Raw genomic sequence first — 16,631 nt, forward strand, 5'->3', positions numbered from 1 at the left:
GCGGCACCCTGGTTTCGGGTGTCGGGGGTTTGTCGGTAACGGGAATCCCGGGGATCGGGTGTCAAAGGGTGTCGAGGAAGTCGAGCAGTCCTTCGCTGAGCACGTCGTTGTCGTCGCCGCCGACCATGTGGCCCGCACCCGACACGTCGAGGTGGGTGGATCCGGGAATCAGCTCGAGCAATTCGCGGACTCCGGCATCACTGACGACGTCGGACTGGGCACCCCGGATAAGTAGCGTCGGGACGTCGATCCGACGTGCCGCCTCGCGTGCGTGACCTTCTCTGGCGGCAGCTTGTTCAGGGCTGTTCTCGCGGTGGGTGAGAATGCGCGGATCCCAATGCCAGTACCACCGGCCATCGCGCTGCCGAAGGTTCTTGCGAAGTCCCTCGATGCGAGGTGGACGTCTGCGGTGGGGATTGTAGGCAGCGACCGCGTGCAGCGCGTCCTCGAGAGAATCGAAGCCGTCGAGCCCGCGCTGGATGAAGGAATGGATGCGCGCGAGCCCTTCCGGCTCGGCACGCGGTGTGATGTCGACGAGTACCAGCGCACGAGCCAGTCCGGGATTGGTGGCCTGCGCGATCAGCGAGGCCATCCCACCGAGCGATGCGCCGACGAGAACCAGTGGTTCCGAAAGGGATTCGGCAACATCGACGACATCGCGGGCATGTGCGGCAATGCTGTAGTCCCCGTCGTCGGCCCACTGGCTCTCCCCGTGGCCCCGGGCGTCGACGGCATAGGCGCTCCACCCGTGTTCAGCCAGCCGCCGACCGGTGCGCTGCCACGAATGCCGGGTCTGGCCACCCCCGTGGAGCAACAGCACACTCCCACGTGTGCCCGTCTGCTCCGGCAGCCACACATCCGCGCGCAGCGTGACGCCTTGTCCCGGAAGGCTCTGTGCCCTCACGCCGTCACCGTTTCTCCACCGACCGGCGCCGGCGGCTGGGGTTCCGGGGTGACGGCAACCGGGGTGGCCGACACCGGGGAGATGGGAACCGCGGACGCAGGCACGCTGGGGAAGCGTTGGCGCAACGTCGGTTTGGCGAGCTTTCCGGAGAAGGTGCGCGGAAGTGGCTCGTCCAATGCGACGGCGTGCTTGGGGCGCTTGAACTTTGCCAGATTCACCTCGGAGACCGCGGCGATGTCGGCGATCACCGCGGCGGGTTCCCGCTCGCTGTGGAAGACCACCATGGGCACCTCGCCCCAGGTCTCGTCCTTGACCCCGATCACCGCGCAGTCGACAAGACCGTCGATCGCGTGCAGCGTCTTCTCGATCTCGGCGGGATAGACGTTGATCCCACCGGAGATCAGCATGTCCTTGCTGCGGTCGACGATCTTGAGGAATCCCTGCTCGTCCTGGAGCCCGAGATCACCGGTCCGCAACCAGCCGTCGGTCAGGGTGGCCGCGGTCGCCTCGGGCTTCGCCCAGTACTCCCGCATCACGTGTTCGCCCCGGACGAGGATCTCGCCGACCTCGCCGGCCGGCGTCGTCGTACCGGGATCGCCGATCCGCACCTCGGTACCGACCAGCGCGAGACCGGCAAAACCGGAGCGCGTCAAGGCATCCTGGTAACTCAGTGTGGAGACCATCCCGGACGCCTCGGTCAGTCCGTACACCTGGATCAGTGGAATACCGTGTTCTCGATAGAACTCGAGAAGATCCGGGCTCACCGGTGCCCCGCCGGTTCCGGCGAAGGTGAACTCGGCCAGCGTGCGGCGTCCGAAGTCGGGGAGCGCGGCCATCCGCTCCCAGATGACCGGCACGGTGGTGGTGGCGGTGACCTGCTCCCGTTCGAAGATGTCCAGGGCGATCTCGGGATCGAATTCGCGCAACAGCACCATGGTCGCCCCCGGCACCAGGACCAGCTGGACGAAGATCGACAGCAGCGAGCCCGTGAACACCAGTGGAGCCGAACACATCACACGATCGGAGCTGGTGAAGCCGAAGCTGATGGTCTGTGAGATTCCCGGCGTCATCGCGCTGCGATGGGTGATCAGCGCACCCTTCTGCACGCCGGTGGTCCCCGAGGTGTAGCAGATGAACGCGGGATCGTCGGGCGAGATGTCGACGACGGGTGCGCGCCCGGAGTCGATCAACGTGTCATAGGGTCGGTGGCTCGTGCCGTCCACCGAGAACACCTCGAAGTCGGCATGGTCGGCCGCTACGTCGAGCAACCCGGCGAACCGCTCCTCGACGATGATGACGCGCGGCGCGCTGTCGGTGATCATCGGCGCCAGTTCGGGGCCGGTCAGCCGGAAGTTCAGCGGGACGCCGATTGCGCCGAGTTTGACGACGGCAAGGATCAGGTGCGCGAGTTCGGGGCGGTTGAGCATCAGCAGGCCGACCCGGTCGCCCGCGCCGACTCCCCGCGCGGCGAGCCCGCGGGCGAGGGCATCGGTGATGGCGTCGACCTCCGCCCAACTCTGGGTCCGTCCCTCGAAGACGATGGCGTCCTGGGTGGGTCGCGTCTTGCCCCAGTAGCGGGTGAGTTCTGCGAGGTTCATCGGGCTGACTCCTGCCTGGGTCCGGGCGGACCGCTGTGTGTGACGCCACTCACATGAGGTGGCTCAAAACTAACAGAGATAGGTTCTGGGCGGAATGGTTGCGCAGATTCGGATGCGAACCGCCCGGTCATCCGCGGTCGACGAGTTCGGCGAGGACCTCTGCGGTGTCGGCGCCGACCTCGGGAGGCAGTGCGGGCGCGAATTTCTCGCCGTGCACCCGCACCGGACTCCGGAGGAATTCGAGCTGCCCGGCGGTGGGATGGGAGACGGTGTAGGTGGTCTCGCGCGCCCGGAAGTGCGGGTCGTCGAGCAGATCGTGCACGCTGTTGACGGGGCCGCCGGCGATGCCGTGCTCGAGGAAGACCTCGATCCATTCGGCGCGCGTGCGGGTGGCAAAGATTTTGGTGAGTTCACGCCAGACGAGATCCGCGCGGTCGCCGGCGCCGTCGTCGACGTGGGTGAGATCGACGTCGATCAGGTCTTCGCGGTCCACCGCTAGCAAGAAATGGTGCCAGAACTTCTCGACATGTGAGCCGAAGAGAATGGCTTCGCCGTCGGCGGTGCGATAGGCCTCCAGGCGGGGCCAATCGGGCAGCCGCCCGTCGGGTAGCCACGTGGACCGTGCCGTCGATGCATCTCGATTCAGCTCGGCGTCAACGAGATCCGGCATCCACGCGGCGGCGATGTCGATTCCGGCGACCTCGACGTGACTGCCCTCGCCGGTCGCCGTGGCCTTGTGCAGAGCCGCCAACAGGGCCATCGCACCGTAGGCGCCCATGGCGTACATCGCGATGGGCGGGGTCCGCGAACCCGCCATCCCGTCGGTGGGTGGCTCATCGGTCGGGGTGTTGACCTCGCGCAGACCGGCGAACGCGTCGAATACAGGGCCGCCGGTGCCCAGGGTCCGGTAGGGACCGTCGGTGCCCATACCCGAGACGCTGCACAGGACGATGCGCGGATTGACCTTGCGGAGTTCGGGCAGCCCCAGGCCGAGCCAGTCCAGATAACCGCCGCGCATCCCCTCCACGACAGCGTCGCTGCGGGCGGCGAGATCGAGAAAGTCGCGCTTGCCCTGTTCGGAACGAAGATCGAGCTCTACGGACCTCTTGCCCCGATTCCACCGCAAATGCATGAAGGCGGGGCCGTCGTCGTCGCCGATGGTCCGACTGCCGCCGACGCGAACCGGATCGCCGAGCGGGCCCGTCTCGATCTTGATCACCTCGGCCCCCAGGTCGGCCAGGTGGCCGCCGAGCGAGGACGGAGCGAGTTGTGCGACCTCGAGGATGCGTACCCCGTTCAGGAGCGAATAACCGGTCATGAGTGAGCTTTCGGTTGTGGTGGACGGGGGACGATCCAGAGTCCGGTGGCCTCGGCGAGCAGGGTGGTGTCGTCGCGGATCTCCCCGCGCATCCAGCGTTTACGGCCGTCCTCGCCGACGAGTTCCGCGGTCACCGACAACTCCCGGTGCAGGGGTGCGGGAGCGAGGTAATCGACGGCAAGATGCGCGGTGCGCGCCCAGGGGCGCCCGCCCGCATTGGCCAGTCGTGACAGCGCCTCGTCGAAGATCATCGGGGTGACGCCGCCGTTGAGCGCATCGCAACCGGAATGGAAGCGACCGAGGGTGAACCGGGCACGGACCGTCTCGGCGGTGACCTCGTCGATATGCAGCGCCGGAGTGAGGATCTGCCCACGACCCGGGCGATCCCACAGCTTCCCGACGGGCTGGTCGTCCTCGGAGACCTCGTAATCGGCGAGCACGGCGGCGATCTCGCGGATGCGCGCGGCGAGCACGGCGACCACCTCCGGTGGTGGATCGCTGCGAGTGAACGATTCGGCAAGCAGTGCAACGGCTTCGGTGAGTTCGGCGAACTCATCGGCCCCCGGGGCGGTCGGCTGCAGCTGGTCCTGCCAAGAGGGTCGGAGCCGAGCCGCGGCCGACGATGAGGAGGGCGTCGGCGTCACGCGACCGGCTCTCCCACGGGGGCGGCCAGCGCGGCAACATCGCGCGCGACCATCGCGTGGAAGACCTGCCCGGGAAGTTCGTTGCGCCCGTAGATGAGTTCGTCGACCTGGCCGTTGGCGGCGTTGTCGGTGATGGTCTTGGTGACGAACCAGTCCTCGTCGTGCAGCGTCTCCATCAACAGATCCCAGTTCTTCTCGAGAATCCGCTCCTCTCGGGCGGTCTGCGGCTTCGTCGGCGAGAGCAGCCGGATGGTGCAGTACGAGACATTCGGGTCGTCGGGGTCGGGGACGATGGTCCAGACCTCGAAATGGTTCGGCTCGGTGACGAGCATGGTGCCGGGGTACACGGTGTAATTTGCCAACGAGTAATCACGGACGTCGTAGGTGTCGGGGTCGGCGTCGCGTACCTCGGTGATGGACTTGCGCGCCACGACCAGCCGCCACGACCGGTCGACCATGTCGAAGGCGGTGATGTTGCCCTCCAGGTAGTTGCACACCGTCTTGGTGTGCAACTGGCACAGGTGATACGAGTCCTGGACGCCGTCCACGGCGATCTTCCAGTTCATTCCGAGCCGCCAGGTCTCCTTGCGGACCTGATACGACGTGGTCATCCCGGTGTCGGCGACCTCGGCATCATGCTTGTGCCCCAGGGTGGCGGCGATGTCCAGGTCGGCACCCTGGGTCGGGACCACCCACACCAGCGAATGGCGTACCTCGCAAGGGAACTCGACGAGTCCGTACTCGGCGCGGTCCATCCCGTCGAAACCTTCGGCATGGGGCATCCCGCGCAGTGCGCCGTCCTTGCCGTAGGCCCAATTGTGGTAGGGGCAGCTGAACACCCGCTTGCACCCGGACTCGGCGAACTCGAGCTTCGAACCGCGGTGACGGCACACATTGGAGAATGCGCGGATGGTTCCGTCGGACTGCTTCACGAGGAGCAACGGCGTACCCATCAGGTCGGTCGTCACGAAGCTGCCGGTCTTCTCGAACTCGTCGACATGGGCCACGATGTGCGGGAATCGACGCACCACCGCGAGTTCCTTGCGCGCCAGTTCCGGATCGTCGAAGACGGAGAACGGAACCCGCAGGAGGTCGTCTGCGTAATCGGTCGAATCGTGGTCGACATGGGCGATCAGCCGCTTGGTCAGCTGGATCTTCTCTTCCCGTTCCATGGCGGCCACAATGCCACATGCAACAAATGATGTCTACTGTCTCGTCTAATGTCGTTAGTTTGATCGTGGGTCGCCGAAATGCGCCAGGCGCGAAAAGTGGTCATGTACAGCCGAAATGACGTTCATGAGCGCCCCGCGATTCCCGTGACACTTCTCGTCGGCGATGTGGTTCAGCACATACATGGAGCCAGGCGATCGCGGCCTGGCGCGGTTGACGCAGTAAAACTAACTCCGTAAGGTTTAATGCCAGAAGATGGTGCCGGCGTCCACGCCGGCGGTGAGGAGTGATGCGGTGTCCGAGATCGATGACTTCCGGCAACTGTACGAACGCCACGTCGGCCATGTGGTGGCCGGCGACATGGCGGCCGCGGTGGCCGACATCGCGCCGGCGACCCTGGGCACGATCTTCGAGGGTGTCCTGGTTCCGCGTCGAGAGGTCGAGAGCTTCGAGATCGTCGACGTCCGGTCCGAAGGTGATCGGATGGTGGGCGAGGCCGTTTACCGTGGAGTCGACGGCATCATCGGATTGCGATCGGTCTGGGAGCGCCGTGACGATTCCTGGCAGGCGGTGGCCCTGGCCAACTTCACCCTGGCCAACTTCACTGCGGACAACTTCACGGCGGCCGACGCCGAGTCGCCGACGATCGGCAGCGTCGAGGGGGGTTCGCGATGACGACGGCAGCGCCCCCGTGGGGGCCGGCCGCCGACGGCCACGACTTCCAGTACTGGGACGGTCTGCTCGCCGGTGAGCTACGTCTGCAACGCTGTCACGACTGTCGCACGTGGATCTGGGGACCCCAGTCGGTGTGCAGTGCGTGTTACGGATTCGATCTGCGATTCGAATCCGTCGAGCCGAGCGGCACCGTCTACAGCTGGAGCCGTAGCTGGTACCCCTACATCGACGAACTGCGCGATCGGTTGCCCTACATCAGTGTGCTCGTCGAACTTCCCCATGCCGGCGGCCGACGAGTGCTCGGATTGCTCGTCGACGACCTCGACCGGGCACCCCGGATCGGTGAGCCGGTACACGGCTTCTTCGAGCGCGACGAGACCCAACCGTGGCCGCTACTGCGCTGGCGACGCGACGAGACCGAGGGAGGTGGCCGGCGATGAGTGTGTCGATGCGAGGTGCCGCCGCGGTGGTCGGTGTCGCCGAAATGCATTACAAGCGCGGAGAATCGCCGTATACCGAGCAGCAGATGACGATTCGCGCGATTCTCGATGCGTGCTCGGACGCGGGGGTCTCCCCGCGCGAGATCGACGGCTTCGTCTCCTACGCGGGGGGGGCGAACGACGGACCGATCCTCGGTGCGGCGCTCATGATCGACGAGTTGCGCTGGTCCAACATGATGTGGGGAGGTGGCGGCGGTAGTGTCGCGGCCGCTCTCATCAATGCTGCGACTGCCATCGCCACCGGTCAGGCCCAGTGCGTGGTGGTCTACCGGGCGATGTCGCAAGCCGACACCGGTCGGCTCGGATACGCGAAGTACCACTACGGCTCCCACTTCCTCGCCCACGGGGTCGGTTCGCCCGCCCAGATCTGCGCCATGCGGACGCAACGCATGCTCGAACACGACGGCGTGCCGCGAGAGGCCATGAGATCCCTGGTGCTCGCGGCATATCAGCACGCACAACAGAATCCGACCGCGCAGGGGTACGGTCGGCCACTCGACGCCGACACCTACGACGGATCACGGTTGATCGCCGAGCCGTTTCATCTCTACGACTGCTCCCGCGAAAGCGACGGCGCCGTCGCGCTGGTCCTCGTCGCCGACGAGCGGGCACGAGAGCTCCGCTCGGAGCCCGCCTATCTGCTCGCCGGAGCGCAGGGCGCCCCCGGTGGATACTGCGAGCGCATCGACAACGACGCCCAGTACTCCACCGCCGGGTTCGGTCCCGCCAACAACGGGAAATCCGGTGTCGCCGAGCGCCTGTGGACCGCAGCTGGTCTCGGTCCCGATGACGTCGACGTGGTGCAGGTGTACGAGAACTTCAGTGGTCCGGCCGTCGCTGCGCTGATCGACCATCGGCTCTGCCCGCCCGGCGAGGCGGCCGGCAGCGTGATGACCGTGGAGAACCTGACGGCGCCACAGGGCAAGTTGCCCGTCAACACCAGTGGCGGCAACCTGGCCGATGCCTTCGTCAACGGTCTGAACCTGGCCGTGGAGGCGGTCCGCCAAATTCGCGGTACCTCGACCAATCAGGTCGATGGAGCGCGGACGTCGTTGTTCATCGGTGGACCGATGGCCCCGCTGGTCAGTTCGGTTCTGTTCGCCCACGAGGACGTGCTGTGAGCATCACCGATCGGGAGTCGGAGCCCGTGCTCGACCGCAGGAGACTGTTCATCGGTGGGCGATGGGTCGAGCCGTCGTCGGGCTCGGCGGTCACCGACGTCATCGAGGCGGCGACCGAGAAGTCCGTGGGCTCTGCGGTGTTGGGTTCCCCTGCCGACATCGACGCCGCGGTGGCCGCGGCGCGCGCGGCGTCGGCGGGCCCCTGGTCGGCCATGCCCGGCGGTGAGCGGGCCGAACTGCTGGAGCGATTCGCCTCAGCGCTGCAATCCCGCGCCCGTGACACCGCTCGTCTGGTCAGCCGTGAGAACGGCATGCCGATCGCACTCTCGAAGTCGGTCAACGGGTTCGGGCCCGCGGCCATGGTGCGCTACTACGCGAACCTGGTCCGTGCCGAGGAGGCCGCCGACGTGCGCCCGAGCTCCTTCGGCGGGCGAACCGTGGTTCGACACGAGCCCGTCGGGGTGGTCGCCGCGATCACCCCGTGGAACTACCCGCAACCCCTCGCGGCGATGAAGATCGCCCCGGCGCTTGCGGTCGGGTGCACCGTCATCCTCAAACCCGCGCCGGAGACGGCGCTGGACGCCTACGTGTTCGCCGATGCCGCACACGACGCCGGAATACCCGACGGAGTTCTCAACATCGTTCCCGCAGAACGTGACACCGCCGCATACCTGGTCGCGCACCCCGGTGTGGACAAGGTGGCCTTCACCGGGTCGACGGCGGCCGGTCGGGAGATCGGTCGCACCTGCGGTGCGCTGCTGCGACCGGTGACGCTCGAACTCGGTGGCAAGTCGGCGGCCATCGTCGCCGACGACGCCGACCTCGATCTGTTCGCCGCGCATCTGCTGGAGGTGTCGCTGGTGAACAACGGTCAGACCTGTCACGCGAGCACCCGAATCCTCGCACCGCGTTCGCGGTACTCCGAGGTCGTCGACGCCGTGACCGACACGGTGCGTGCGCTGCCGGTCGGCGACCCGCTCGACAAGGCCACCGCGATCGGTCCGTTGGTCAGTGCGCGGCAACGGGATCGGGTGCTCGGCTATATCGACGCCGGACGCGCTGCCGGATATCGCATCACCACCGGTGGCGGGGCTCCCGCCGACCAGCCGCTCGGTTGGTTTGTCGAGCCCACGGTGTTCGAGGGCGTCGACAACTCGGCGACGATCGCACAGGAGGAGATCTTCGGCCCGGTGCTGACGATCACCCCGTATGACGGCGACGACGACGCGGTGGCCATCGCCAACGACTCCGAGTACGGACTCGGGGGTACCGTCTGGACCGCTGACGAGGACCACGGGCTGGCGTTGGCCGCGCGGATTCAGACCGGCACCGTCGGGGTCAATCACTACGCCCTCGACCTCGCGGCGCCGTTCGGGGGAGTCAAGGCGTCGGGACTGGGTCGAGAACTCGGCCCGGAAGGTCTCGCGCCGTATCGGTCCACCAAGTCCGTGTACTTCTCGACATAGCGGCTCTCGCCTCATTGCTCGGGTGACCACTCGACAGGAAATGGAATTCTCGTTGCAGCACACCAATTCTCACGAGCACCATGCGATGGTGGTGGCCGCCAAGGACGTCGTGGCCACCGATGTGGTCTCGTTGACCCTGGCGGCGGCCAACCCCACACGGGCTCCGGGTGATACGACAGACGGCCACTCGGCAGACAGCAATGGAGCAGACGGCGCGACGAGGGTCCCCGAATGGGATCCCGGCTCGCACATCGACCTGATCCTCGGCGCTGACCTGATCCGTCAGTACTCACTGTGCGGATCGGTCGCCGATGGTGACCACCTGCGCATCGCCGTGCTGCGTGAACCGTCGGGCCGCGGAGGTTCCGAGCGTGTCCATGACGTGCTCGCGGTGGGCGACACCGTCGAGATCAAGGGCCCGCGTAATCATTTCCCACTGGTGGACGCGGCGTCGTATCTGTTCGTCGCCGGCGGTATCGGGATCACACCGCTGATCCCGATGATCGCCCAGGCCGACGAGGCGGGCGCGGAGTGGTCGCTGCTCTACGGTGGGCGTACGCGCAGCGGGATGGCCTTCGCCGACGACCTCGTCGAGAAGTACGGCGCCCGGGTGACAGTGCGGCCCGAGGACGAGTACGGACTGCTGCCGCTCGCCGACGCGCTCGATGACCAACGCGTGGGTACGACCGTCTATTGCTGTGGTCCCGAACCGTTGCTCACTGCGATCGAGAAGCTCTGTGACACAAGGCCGGACGTGGAACTCCACGTCGAACGATTCGCGCCCAAGGCCCAGACCGTCGACGGTACCGACGGTGCGTCCTTCGAGGTCGAGCTCGCGCAAAGTGGTCGGGAGATCCGGGTCGGCGAAGGCGAAACCGTCCTCGATGCATTGTTGCGGGAGGGTATCGACCACGACTTCTCCTGCCGCGAGGGCACCTGCGGCACATGCGAAACCGCGGTACTCGACGGTGTTCCGGACCACCGCGACTCGGTGCTCAGCGACGAGGAGAAGGCCGAGAACGACTGCATGATGGTCTGTGTCTCGCGCAGTTGCTCGCCGCGGCTCGTCCTCGATCTCTGACGACGCGGACCAGCGAGGTCACCCGTCTCTCCCAGCGCACGGCCTCGTCACGTGACGTCACGCCGACCTGGCCTCGTCCGGACGCTCGAGATCATGATCGCGGATGATGCCGTGCAGGAAGCTGCGCACCATGGCCTCGAACAACTGCTTCTGCGTCAGATCATTGGCGGCGAGTGCCTCGGCAAGCAGCGGCTGAGAGTTCTTGTCCACGTTGGGAAAGATCGTGGACTTGGTGTTGGGCCGGCGCATCGCCTCCATCAGGACCGCGCCGATCGCCAGGGTCTCCATCCCGTCGAGGATGCGTACGTGCAATTCCACGGGGACACCCGAATCGCGGAGGAACTGCGCGGTGTCCTCGTAGGTGGAGACGAACAGATCACGCGGCAGGTGCTGCAACAGCACCGGGGCGGCGTTGCGGTGCCGCAGGATCGACTGCCGGAAGTTCAGGGCCAGTGAGACGAAGAACTCCGGCCAGTCGGGCCCGGGACGCATACGCGGCCGCTTCACCGACGTACCGGCGATGTAGCGGGCGACCTCGGTGAGGATTTCGTTCTTGTCGGAGAAGTGGTGATACAGCGACGGGGCGCGCACTCCGAGATGCTTCGCCAGGCGGGGAAGGCTGAATGCATCGAGTCCCTCCGAGTCGATGATCTCGATCGATGCCGCAACTGCGGCAGAACGGCTGATCAGCGGATTGGACGGGCGCGCCATCGAATTCCTTTCCGAACGTCCGGGGCGGGTGATCTGCCCGGAGTAGGTTTCCGAGTAGTCCCCCTCGAGCCTAGATTCCCCTGGTGGGCTGACCAAACCCAACACCGTCGATACGCTGACCTTCGACTCATCGGAAGCGGCCTGTCGCCAGTCGATACCTCAAGAGCGCAATGGCACCTCAGAACAGGTCCCGAGCGGGGCGGGGGTCGGCGGCGAGCAGACGGTTCTCCGCGTCGTAGCGCTCTCGCAGCGCGCACGTGCGGTGTTCGCGCATCAGGCGTTTCGCGTCGCGAACACCCGCGCCGGGAAGTGCGGCGACCTGCTCGGCGAGCGCCACCGAGATGGCGAGGATCTCGTCGTCGGCGACTTGGCGGGAGAACAGACCCATCCGGTGCGCTTCGGTCCCGTCGAGGACGCGGCCGGTGAACAGGACGTCGGTAGCGTGTGTGTGCCCGATGATATCGGGCAAAAGCCATGTGAGACTGGCATATCCGTACGACGTGCCGGTGATCCGGAATCGCGTGCCCGGTCCGCCGACTCGCAGATCCGAACACACCGCGAGATAGGCACCCAGCCCGTAGGCGACCCCGCGCATCGCGGCCACGGTCGGCAGTGGGGTGGTAAACCATCGCCACAACCACTCCTCGCGCTCGTGTAGTAGCGCCGTCTCGGTCTCCGGAGGCAGCATCGCGAGCTCCTTGAGATCCCATCCTGCCGACAGCGCCCGTTCGCCCGCCCCGGTCAACACCAGGCAGCGCACCGACTCGTCGGCCTCGGCGGCCGCCAGCGCCTCGTCGAATTCGCGCTGTGCGTTCCGATCGAGGGCATTGTGGACGCGCGGCCGGTTCAACTTGATGACTCCGACACCGCCGGCGCTGCGCAAGACGACAGAGCGGGACTCCTGATCATCCGGCTCCTGATCATCCATCGTCACGCAGTCCTCCTCGGTTCGATGCCGCACTGGCGCCCGGCATGGCCTCTGAGCTGCAATCAAGCGCGATACAAATAACGAATAGTGTCAGCTGTTGACCTAACGCCTTTCGGTTATTACTCTACATGTGTGACCCGCTTCACAGGCCGAATCCACCTCGCCGTGACAGCCGGTCGCCGGTGGCCGGACACCGTTCACCGCGCCACCTCGCACCGATCTCTTTCGAGGAGCAGCCACACATGACAACCGCAGAACTCCCCGCCGATCAGCTCGCGACCATCGAGGACCGCGAGCAGGTCTTCATCGGCGGACGGTGGGTCGATTCGTCCGGCGACGAATGGATCGACGTCGTCGATTCCTGGTCCGAACGCACTGCCGCCCGGGTACGCGCCGCGACTGCCGACGACATGGCGCGCGCCGTGGATGCCGCGCGGGCCTCCTTCGACGACGGGACGTGGGCGGGCACCCCGATCACCGAGCGCGCCGACGTCATCGATGAGATCGCCACCCGGCTCGAGGCACGTACCGAGGAGCTCACCACCCTCGGAATCGTCGAGGTCGGGGTGACCCTTCCGGTCAGTGCGATGACCCAGCAGATGACGATCGGCCTGTTCCGCGCGGTGGCCGCCGAAGCGCGCAAGGTGGCGCTCGTCGAGGAGCGCACCCGCGCCGACGGTGGCATCTCCCGAATCCTCAAGGAACCCACCGGCGTTGTGGGCGTGATCATTCCGTGGAACGGCCCGATCGGCACCATCGCCTTCAAGGTGATTCCCGCACTCGCGGCGGGATGCTCGGTGGTGCTCAAGACCTCGCCGGAAGCATGCCTGTCGCCATCGGTGTTCGCCGACGTCATCGGCGAGCTGGTCGCCGAGGGCAAGATCCCCGAAGGCGTGGTGAGCGTTCTCGTCGCCGACCGCGAGGTGTCCGAACAACTGGTCACCAATCCCGAGGTCGATCACATCACCTTCACCGGCAGCACGGCCGTCGGTCGTCGGATCATGAGTCTGGCCGGTGACCGGGTGGCCAAGGTGTCGCTCGAACTCGGCGGCAAGTCTGCGGCGATCATCCTCGACGACGCGGATCTGCAGACGGTGATGGCCAACGTGCCGATGGGCGGGTGCATGCAATCGGGTCAGGCCTGTATCGCGCTGACGCGAGTCCTGGTCTCCCGGGCCCGGCACGACGAGGTGGTGGCCGCGTACAAGGCGGCGCTGGGCATGATCCCGATGGGTAATCCGTGGGAGCAGACCAACTTCCTCGGTCCGCTGACCTCTCGGCGTCAGCGCGATCGCGTGGAGAGTTACATCGAGACCGCGAAAGCCGAGGGTGGCGAGGTCGTCCACGGCGGCGGCCGCCGCTTCGATCACGGGTATTTCGTGGAGCCGACGATCATCGACAATGTGCGCAACGACATGCGCATCGCGCAGGAGGAGGTCTTCGGTCCGGTGATCTCGATCATCACCTACGAGGACGAGGATGATGCGGTCGCGATCGCCAACGACTCGATCTACGGCTTGTCCGGCGCGGTGTTCACCGCCGAGGTCGAGCACGGATTCGAGGTCGCCAAGCGCATCCGGACCGGTACCGTCAACGTCAACACCTCGGTCATCGACTTCACCCTGCCGTTCGGCGGTTACAAGCAGTCCGGCGTAGGGCGTGAGGGTGGACCCGAGGGCCTCGACGAGTTCTTCGAGACCAAGACCGTGCACCTGCCGGCTCCTGTGCCCGCCCAGTGACCGAACACGTCGGGTGACCGAACACCTCCACTAACCGAATACGCGTACCCGACGCACCGTAACGATACGGCTGCGCAATCCTCTGACCCGGTCGGCTGTGACAGCACGTCCCCTGTCACGGCCGGCCGTTTCCATTTATGCACGTTCGGGGTTGGTCCTCGGCGAAACATCCATCCACGCAACGTCATACACGTTTCCAAGCTGCTGACAAATGTCGCTTGACGTCTCATGTAAAACCGCCTACATTCGAACGCAGGGTGGCGCGCGTCACAGCCGATATCGCGGACGTCACTGCTCTACCCGACTCGTCCGTTCTCGAAACAAAGGATTCCCACGATGAAACTCGAAGGAAAAGTCGCGCTGATCACCGGTGCCGGCTCGGGGCTGGGACGCCAGTCCTCCCAGCTCTTCTCGTCCGAGGGGGCTCGGATCGCCGTCGTCGACATCGACGGTGACCGTGCCGAACAGACCGCCAAGCTGGTCGAGCAGCAGGGTGGCGAAGCCATCGCGATCACCGCGGATGTGGCCCAGAAGGATCAGATCGTGGCCGCCGTCAACGAGACCGTGGAGAAGTTCGGCAAGCTCGACATCGCCTGGGCCAACGCCGGAATCGTCTCGCGCGGAGGCGTCCCGACGGTCGCCGGTGGCGAGAGCGTGCTCTTCGAGGATCTGACCGAACAGGACTGGCAGAACGTCCTCGGGGTCAACCTCACCGGCGTCATCTACACCGCGCAGGCGGCCGTGCCGGCGCTCAAGGCCAATGGTGGCGGCACCATCCTGGCCACCTCGTCGGCGGCATCGCTGGTGGCCTACCACGACATCGCGCTCTACAGCGCCACCAAGGCCGGCGTCAACGGCTTCGTCCGCGGCCTGAGTTTGGACCTCGGCCCGTACGGAATCCGGGTGAACGCCTTGGCGCCCACCCACGGCATGTCACCCAACTTCCTGATGCCGCCCGGATCGCCCGTCGTGGGTCAGTCCTACGAGGAGGTCGCCGGTCCGTGGGATCCCTACGTGTCCCCGATCCCGTTGAAGCTCAACCGTCCTCCGTCACTGCTGGACAATGCGAAGGTTGCATTGTTCCTCGCCTCCGATGATTCGGCCTACATCTCGGGCGCGACGATCGGCTCCACCGACGGTGGAACACTCAACCGCGTGGGCATGTGGTTCGAAGAAGACCTGAACCAGAAGAACCCGAACGCCTGAGATGGCCGTGACAGCCACGCATTCGCCGATCCTGGTGGTCGATCGCAGTGCCTGCGCCGGCCACGGACTGTGTTACGGCGCCGCGCCCGAACTGATCGATTGTGACGACCAGGGCGACCCGATCGTCCCGGATCGCGCGCTCACCGAGGCAGAAGTGGTCCAGGCCGCCGAAGCGGTCGGACTGTGCCCGGAGCGTGCGCTGACCCTGACCGACGGCGTGAACCCCACCGACAACAGCCCCGAGGAGCAGTCATGACGACAGCGCAACGATCGCGAGAGGACGTGACCGTCGACTTCGACGTCTACGCACCCGATCTCGCCACACCCGTGGACGTCTTCCAGGAAAAGGCGGCAGAGTTGGCCGCCAAGGGCCCCGTGGTCTACTCGACCGCATACGGGGGCCACTGGATCGTCACGCGGTACCAGGAGATCCACGAGGTGCTCCGCGACGCGGAGACGTTCTCCAGCTATCCCAACAACCTGGTCACAAATGAGGCGTTCGGGAAGTTCATCCCGATCGAACTCGATCCGCCGGAGCACACCGGCTATCGCAAGGCTCTCCAGCCCCTGTTCGGTCCCGCTCGCATGAAGAAACTGTCCGACGACATCCGTCAGGTCGTCAACGACCTGCTCGACGGATTCGCCGACAAGGGGGAGACCGAGTACATCGAGTCGTTCGCCCACGAGTTGCCGGCCCGGATCTTCCTGGCCCTCATGGACTGGCCGGTGTCGGACGCACCACTGTTCACTGATGCCACCAACGTGGTGCTGTTCGGCAAACCCGGTGGCACCGAACAGGAATCGCTGGAGGCGCGAGCGATCGCCGGAATGCAGATGCTCGGCTACTTCCAGAAGATGGTCGACGAGCGTCGCGCCGACCCCGGCGACGACATCACCTCGCAGCTCATCCACACCGAGGTCGAGATGGAAGACGGGCTGCGCCTGCTCACCGACGAAGAACTGAATCGTATGTTCTTCCTGTTGCTCGTCGCCGGCCTCCACACCGTCCAGGGATCGTTGGCCTGGGCGATCGTGTACCTGGTCAACAATCCCGAACAGCGGCGCGAGATCATCGAGGACCCGGCGATGATCCCGACCGCGGTCGAAGAGATCCTGCGGATCGAGGCCGCGGTCGTCCCCGGGCGCTGCGCGACGCGGGACACCACCTTGGGCGGCATGGAGATCAAGGAAGGCGAACAGCTGATCCTGATGCTGTGCTCGGCGAATCGGGATTCCTCAGAGTTCGATGACCCCGACGATCTCGACATCGCCCGTCGTCCCAATCGGCATCTGTCCTTCGGTGGCGGCCCGCACCGCTGCCTCGGATCGCATCTCGCGCGAATCGAGCTGACGATCGCGCTCGAGGAGATCCATCGTCGGATTCCCGATTACGAACTGGTGGAATCCGATCCGCCGATCTTCCACTCCAGTCAGGTGCGTGGCTGCGTGCGGATGCCGATCCGGTTCACCCCGCAGAGCTGACCGGTATCGGATGACGGGTCGCCGGTCGTATCACCCGGGCTTTCGTATCGCTGCGGGTCGGTATCACCCAGCGCGCGCACGCCCTACG

16 protein-coding genes are annotated in these 16,631 nt (G+C 65.9%); 9 read left to right on the forward strand and 7 right to left on the reverse strand.

Annotated elements, in window-relative coordinates; genetic code table 11:
* Nucleotides 1–61: 61 nt before the first annotated feature.
* The 5 genes from J6U32_RS10290 to J6U32_RS10310 all read right to left on the reverse strand — a co-directional run bounded on the left by J6U32_RS10290 (nucleotide 62) and on the right by J6U32_RS10310 (nucleotide 5,636).
* Complete coding sequence (locus J6U32_RS10290; protein ID WP_208795250.1) at nucleotides 62–904, reverse strand: alpha/beta fold hydrolase; 843 nt, start codon at nucleotides 902–904, stop codon at nucleotides 62–64.
* Nucleotides 901–2,502 (reverse strand): class I adenylate-forming enzyme family protein, encoded by a 1,602-nt coding sequence (locus J6U32_RS10295; protein WP_208795252.1) that lies wholly within the window; start codon nucleotides 2,500–2,502, stop codon nucleotides 901–903. The genes J6U32_RS10290 and J6U32_RS10295 overlap by 4 nt, the downstream gene beginning before the upstream one ends.
* 127 nt (nucleotides 2,503–2,629) lie before the next feature.
* Nucleotides 2,630–3,820: a CaiB/BaiF CoA transferase family protein gene (locus J6U32_RS10300; protein ID WP_208795254.1), complete on the reverse strand. Its 1,191-nt coding sequence runs from the start codon at nucleotides 3,818–3,820 to the stop codon at nucleotides 2,630–2,632.
* On the reverse strand, nucleotides 3,817–4,464 hold the full coding sequence (locus tag J6U32_RS10305) for a PaaI family thioesterase (protein WP_208795256.1): 648 nt from the start codon (nucleotides 4,462–4,464) through the stop codon (nucleotides 3,817–3,819). Before J6U32_RS10305 ends, J6U32_RS10300 begins: the two co-directional genes overlap by 4 nt.
* Entirely contained in the window at nucleotides 4,461–5,636 is a 1,176-nt protein-coding gene (locus J6U32_RS10310) for an aromatic ring-hydroxylating oxygenase subunit alpha (protein WP_208795258.1), read from the reverse strand. The genes J6U32_RS10305 and J6U32_RS10310 overlap by 4 nt, the downstream gene beginning before the upstream one ends.
* 292 nt (nucleotides 5,637–5,928) lie before the next feature.
* Here J6U32_RS10310 and J6U32_RS10315 point away from each other — a divergent pair, with 292 nt between their 5' ends.
* Genes J6U32_RS10315 through J6U32_RS10335 form a run of 5 tightly spaced genes read left to right on the forward strand, consistent with a single transcriptional unit; the run spans nucleotide 5,929 to nucleotide 10,477 of the window.
* On the forward strand, nucleotides 5,929–6,309 hold the full coding sequence (locus J6U32_RS10315; protein WP_244332777.1) for a hypothetical protein: 381 nt from the start codon (nucleotides 5,929–5,931) through the stop codon (nucleotides 6,307–6,309).
* Nucleotides 6,306–6,749 carry a Zn-ribbon domain-containing OB-fold protein gene (locus J6U32_RS10320; RefSeq protein ID WP_208795260.1) on the forward strand — a complete coding sequence of 148 codons (444 nt, stop codon included), beginning with the start codon at nucleotides 6,306–6,308 and terminating at the stop codon, nucleotides 6,747–6,749. The genes J6U32_RS10315 and J6U32_RS10320 overlap by 4 nt, the downstream gene beginning before the upstream one ends.
* On the forward strand, nucleotides 6,746–7,930 hold the full coding sequence (locus J6U32_RS10325; RefSeq protein ID WP_208795261.1) for a thiolase C-terminal domain-containing protein: 1,185 nt from the start codon (nucleotides 6,746–6,748) through the stop codon (nucleotides 7,928–7,930). The genes J6U32_RS10320 and J6U32_RS10325 overlap by 4 nt, the downstream gene beginning before the upstream one ends.
* Nucleotides 7,927–9,396, forward strand: a complete 1,470-nt coding sequence (locus J6U32_RS10330) for an aldehyde dehydrogenase (RefSeq protein WP_208795262.1) — start codon at nucleotides 7,927–7,929, stop codon at nucleotides 9,394–9,396. The genes J6U32_RS10325 and J6U32_RS10330 overlap by 4 nt, the downstream gene beginning before the upstream one ends.
* 40 nt (nucleotides 9,397–9,436) lie before the next feature.
* Nucleotides 9,437–10,477: a PDR/VanB family oxidoreductase gene (locus tag J6U32_RS10335; protein ID WP_208796050.1), complete on the forward strand. Its 1,041-nt coding sequence runs from the start codon at nucleotides 9,437–9,439 to the stop codon at nucleotides 10,475–10,477.
* Between the two features lie 57 nt (nucleotides 10,478–10,534).
* Here J6U32_RS10335 and J6U32_RS10340 read toward each other — a convergent pair whose 3' ends face one another.
* Both J6U32_RS10340 and J6U32_RS10345 read right to left on the reverse strand, forming a co-directional pair.
* Entirely contained in the window at nucleotides 10,535–11,188 is a 654-nt protein-coding gene (locus J6U32_RS10340; protein WP_208795263.1) for a TetR family transcriptional regulator, read from the reverse strand.
* A gap of 178 nt (nucleotides 11,189–11,366) precedes the next feature.
* Nucleotides 11,367–12,116, reverse strand: a complete 750-nt coding sequence (locus J6U32_RS10345) for an enoyl-CoA hydratase/isomerase family protein (RefSeq protein WP_208796051.1) — start codon at nucleotides 12,114–12,116, stop codon at nucleotides 11,367–11,369.
* A gap of 242 nt (nucleotides 12,117–12,358) precedes the next feature.
* Here J6U32_RS10345 and J6U32_RS10350 point away from each other — a divergent pair, with 242 nt between their 5' ends.
* From J6U32_RS10350 to J6U32_RS10365, 4 genes are all read left to right on the forward strand, one after another.
* Complete coding sequence (locus J6U32_RS10350) at nucleotides 12,359–13,855, forward strand: aldehyde dehydrogenase (RefSeq protein WP_208795264.1); 1,497 nt, start codon at nucleotides 12,359–12,361, stop codon at nucleotides 13,853–13,855.
* A 336-nt stretch (nucleotides 13,856–14,191) separates the two neighbouring features.
* Entirely contained in the window at nucleotides 14,192–15,061 is an 870-nt protein-coding gene (locus tag J6U32_RS10355; protein WP_208795265.1) for an SDR family NAD(P)-dependent oxidoreductase, read from the forward strand.
* A 1-nt stretch (nucleotide 15,062) separates the two neighbouring features.
* The gene (locus J6U32_RS10360) at nucleotides 15,063–15,317 is read left to right on the forward strand and encodes a ferredoxin (protein ID WP_208795266.1); all 255 of its coding nucleotides are present in this window, start codon (nucleotides 15,063–15,065) and stop codon (nucleotides 15,315–15,317) included.
* Nucleotides 15,314–16,543 carry a cytochrome P450 gene (locus J6U32_RS10365; protein WP_208795267.1) on the forward strand — a complete coding sequence of 410 codons (1,230 nt, stop codon included), beginning with the start codon at nucleotides 15,314–15,316 and terminating at the stop codon, nucleotides 16,541–16,543. The genes J6U32_RS10360 and J6U32_RS10365 overlap by 4 nt, the downstream gene beginning before the upstream one ends.
* Nucleotides 16,544–16,631: the final 88 nt, after the last annotated feature.

This window comes from Gordonia polyisoprenivorans (assembly GCF_017654315.1).
GTDB lineage: Bacteria > Actinomycetota > Actinomycetes > Mycobacteriales > Mycobacteriaceae > Gordonia > Gordonia polyisoprenivorans_A.

Coding starts and splice junctions, on each gene's coding strand:
- J6U32_RS10355 (WP_208795265.1), top strand. CDS start 14,192: ATGAAACTCGAAGGAAAAGTCGCGCTGATCACCGGTGCCGGCTCGGGG.
- J6U32_RS10295 (WP_208795252.1), bottom strand. CDS start 2,502: ATGAACCTCGCAGAACTCACCCGCTACTGGGGCAAGACGCGACCCACC.
- J6U32_RS10345 (WP_208796051.1), bottom strand. CDS start 12,116: ATGGATGATCAGGAGCCGGATGATCAGGAGTCCCGCTCTGTCGTCTTG.
- J6U32_RS10360 (WP_208795266.1), top strand. CDS start 15,063: ATGGCCGTGACAGCCACGCATTCGCCGATCCTGGTGGTCGATCGCAGT.
- J6U32_RS10350 (WP_208795264.1), top strand. CDS start 12,359: ATGACAACCGCAGAACTCCCCGCCGATCAGCTCGCGACCATCGAGGAC.
- J6U32_RS10310 (WP_208795258.1), bottom strand. CDS start 5,636: ATGGAACGGGAAGAGAAGATCCAGCTGACCAAGCGGCTGATCGCCCAT.
- J6U32_RS10340 (WP_208795263.1), bottom strand. CDS start 11,188: ATGGCGCGCCCGTCCAATCCGCTGATCAGCCGTTCTGCCGCAGTTGCG.
- J6U32_RS10325 (WP_208795261.1), top strand. CDS start 6,746: ATGAGTGTGTCGATGCGAGGTGCCGCCGCGGTGGTCGGTGTCGCCGAA.
- J6U32_RS10365 (WP_208795267.1), top strand. CDS start 15,314: ATGACGACAGCGCAACGATCGCGAGAGGACGTGACCGTCGACTTCGAC.
- J6U32_RS10320 (WP_208795260.1), top strand. CDS start 6,306: ATGACGACGGCAGCGCCCCCGTGGGGGCCGGCCGCCGACGGCCACGAC.
- J6U32_RS10300 (WP_208795254.1), bottom strand. CDS start 3,820: ATGACCGGTTATTCGCTCCTGAACGGGGTACGCATCCTCGAGGTCGCA.
- J6U32_RS10335 (WP_208796050.1), top strand. CDS start 9,437: ATGGAATTCTCGTTGCAGCACACCAATTCTCACGAGCACCATGCGATG.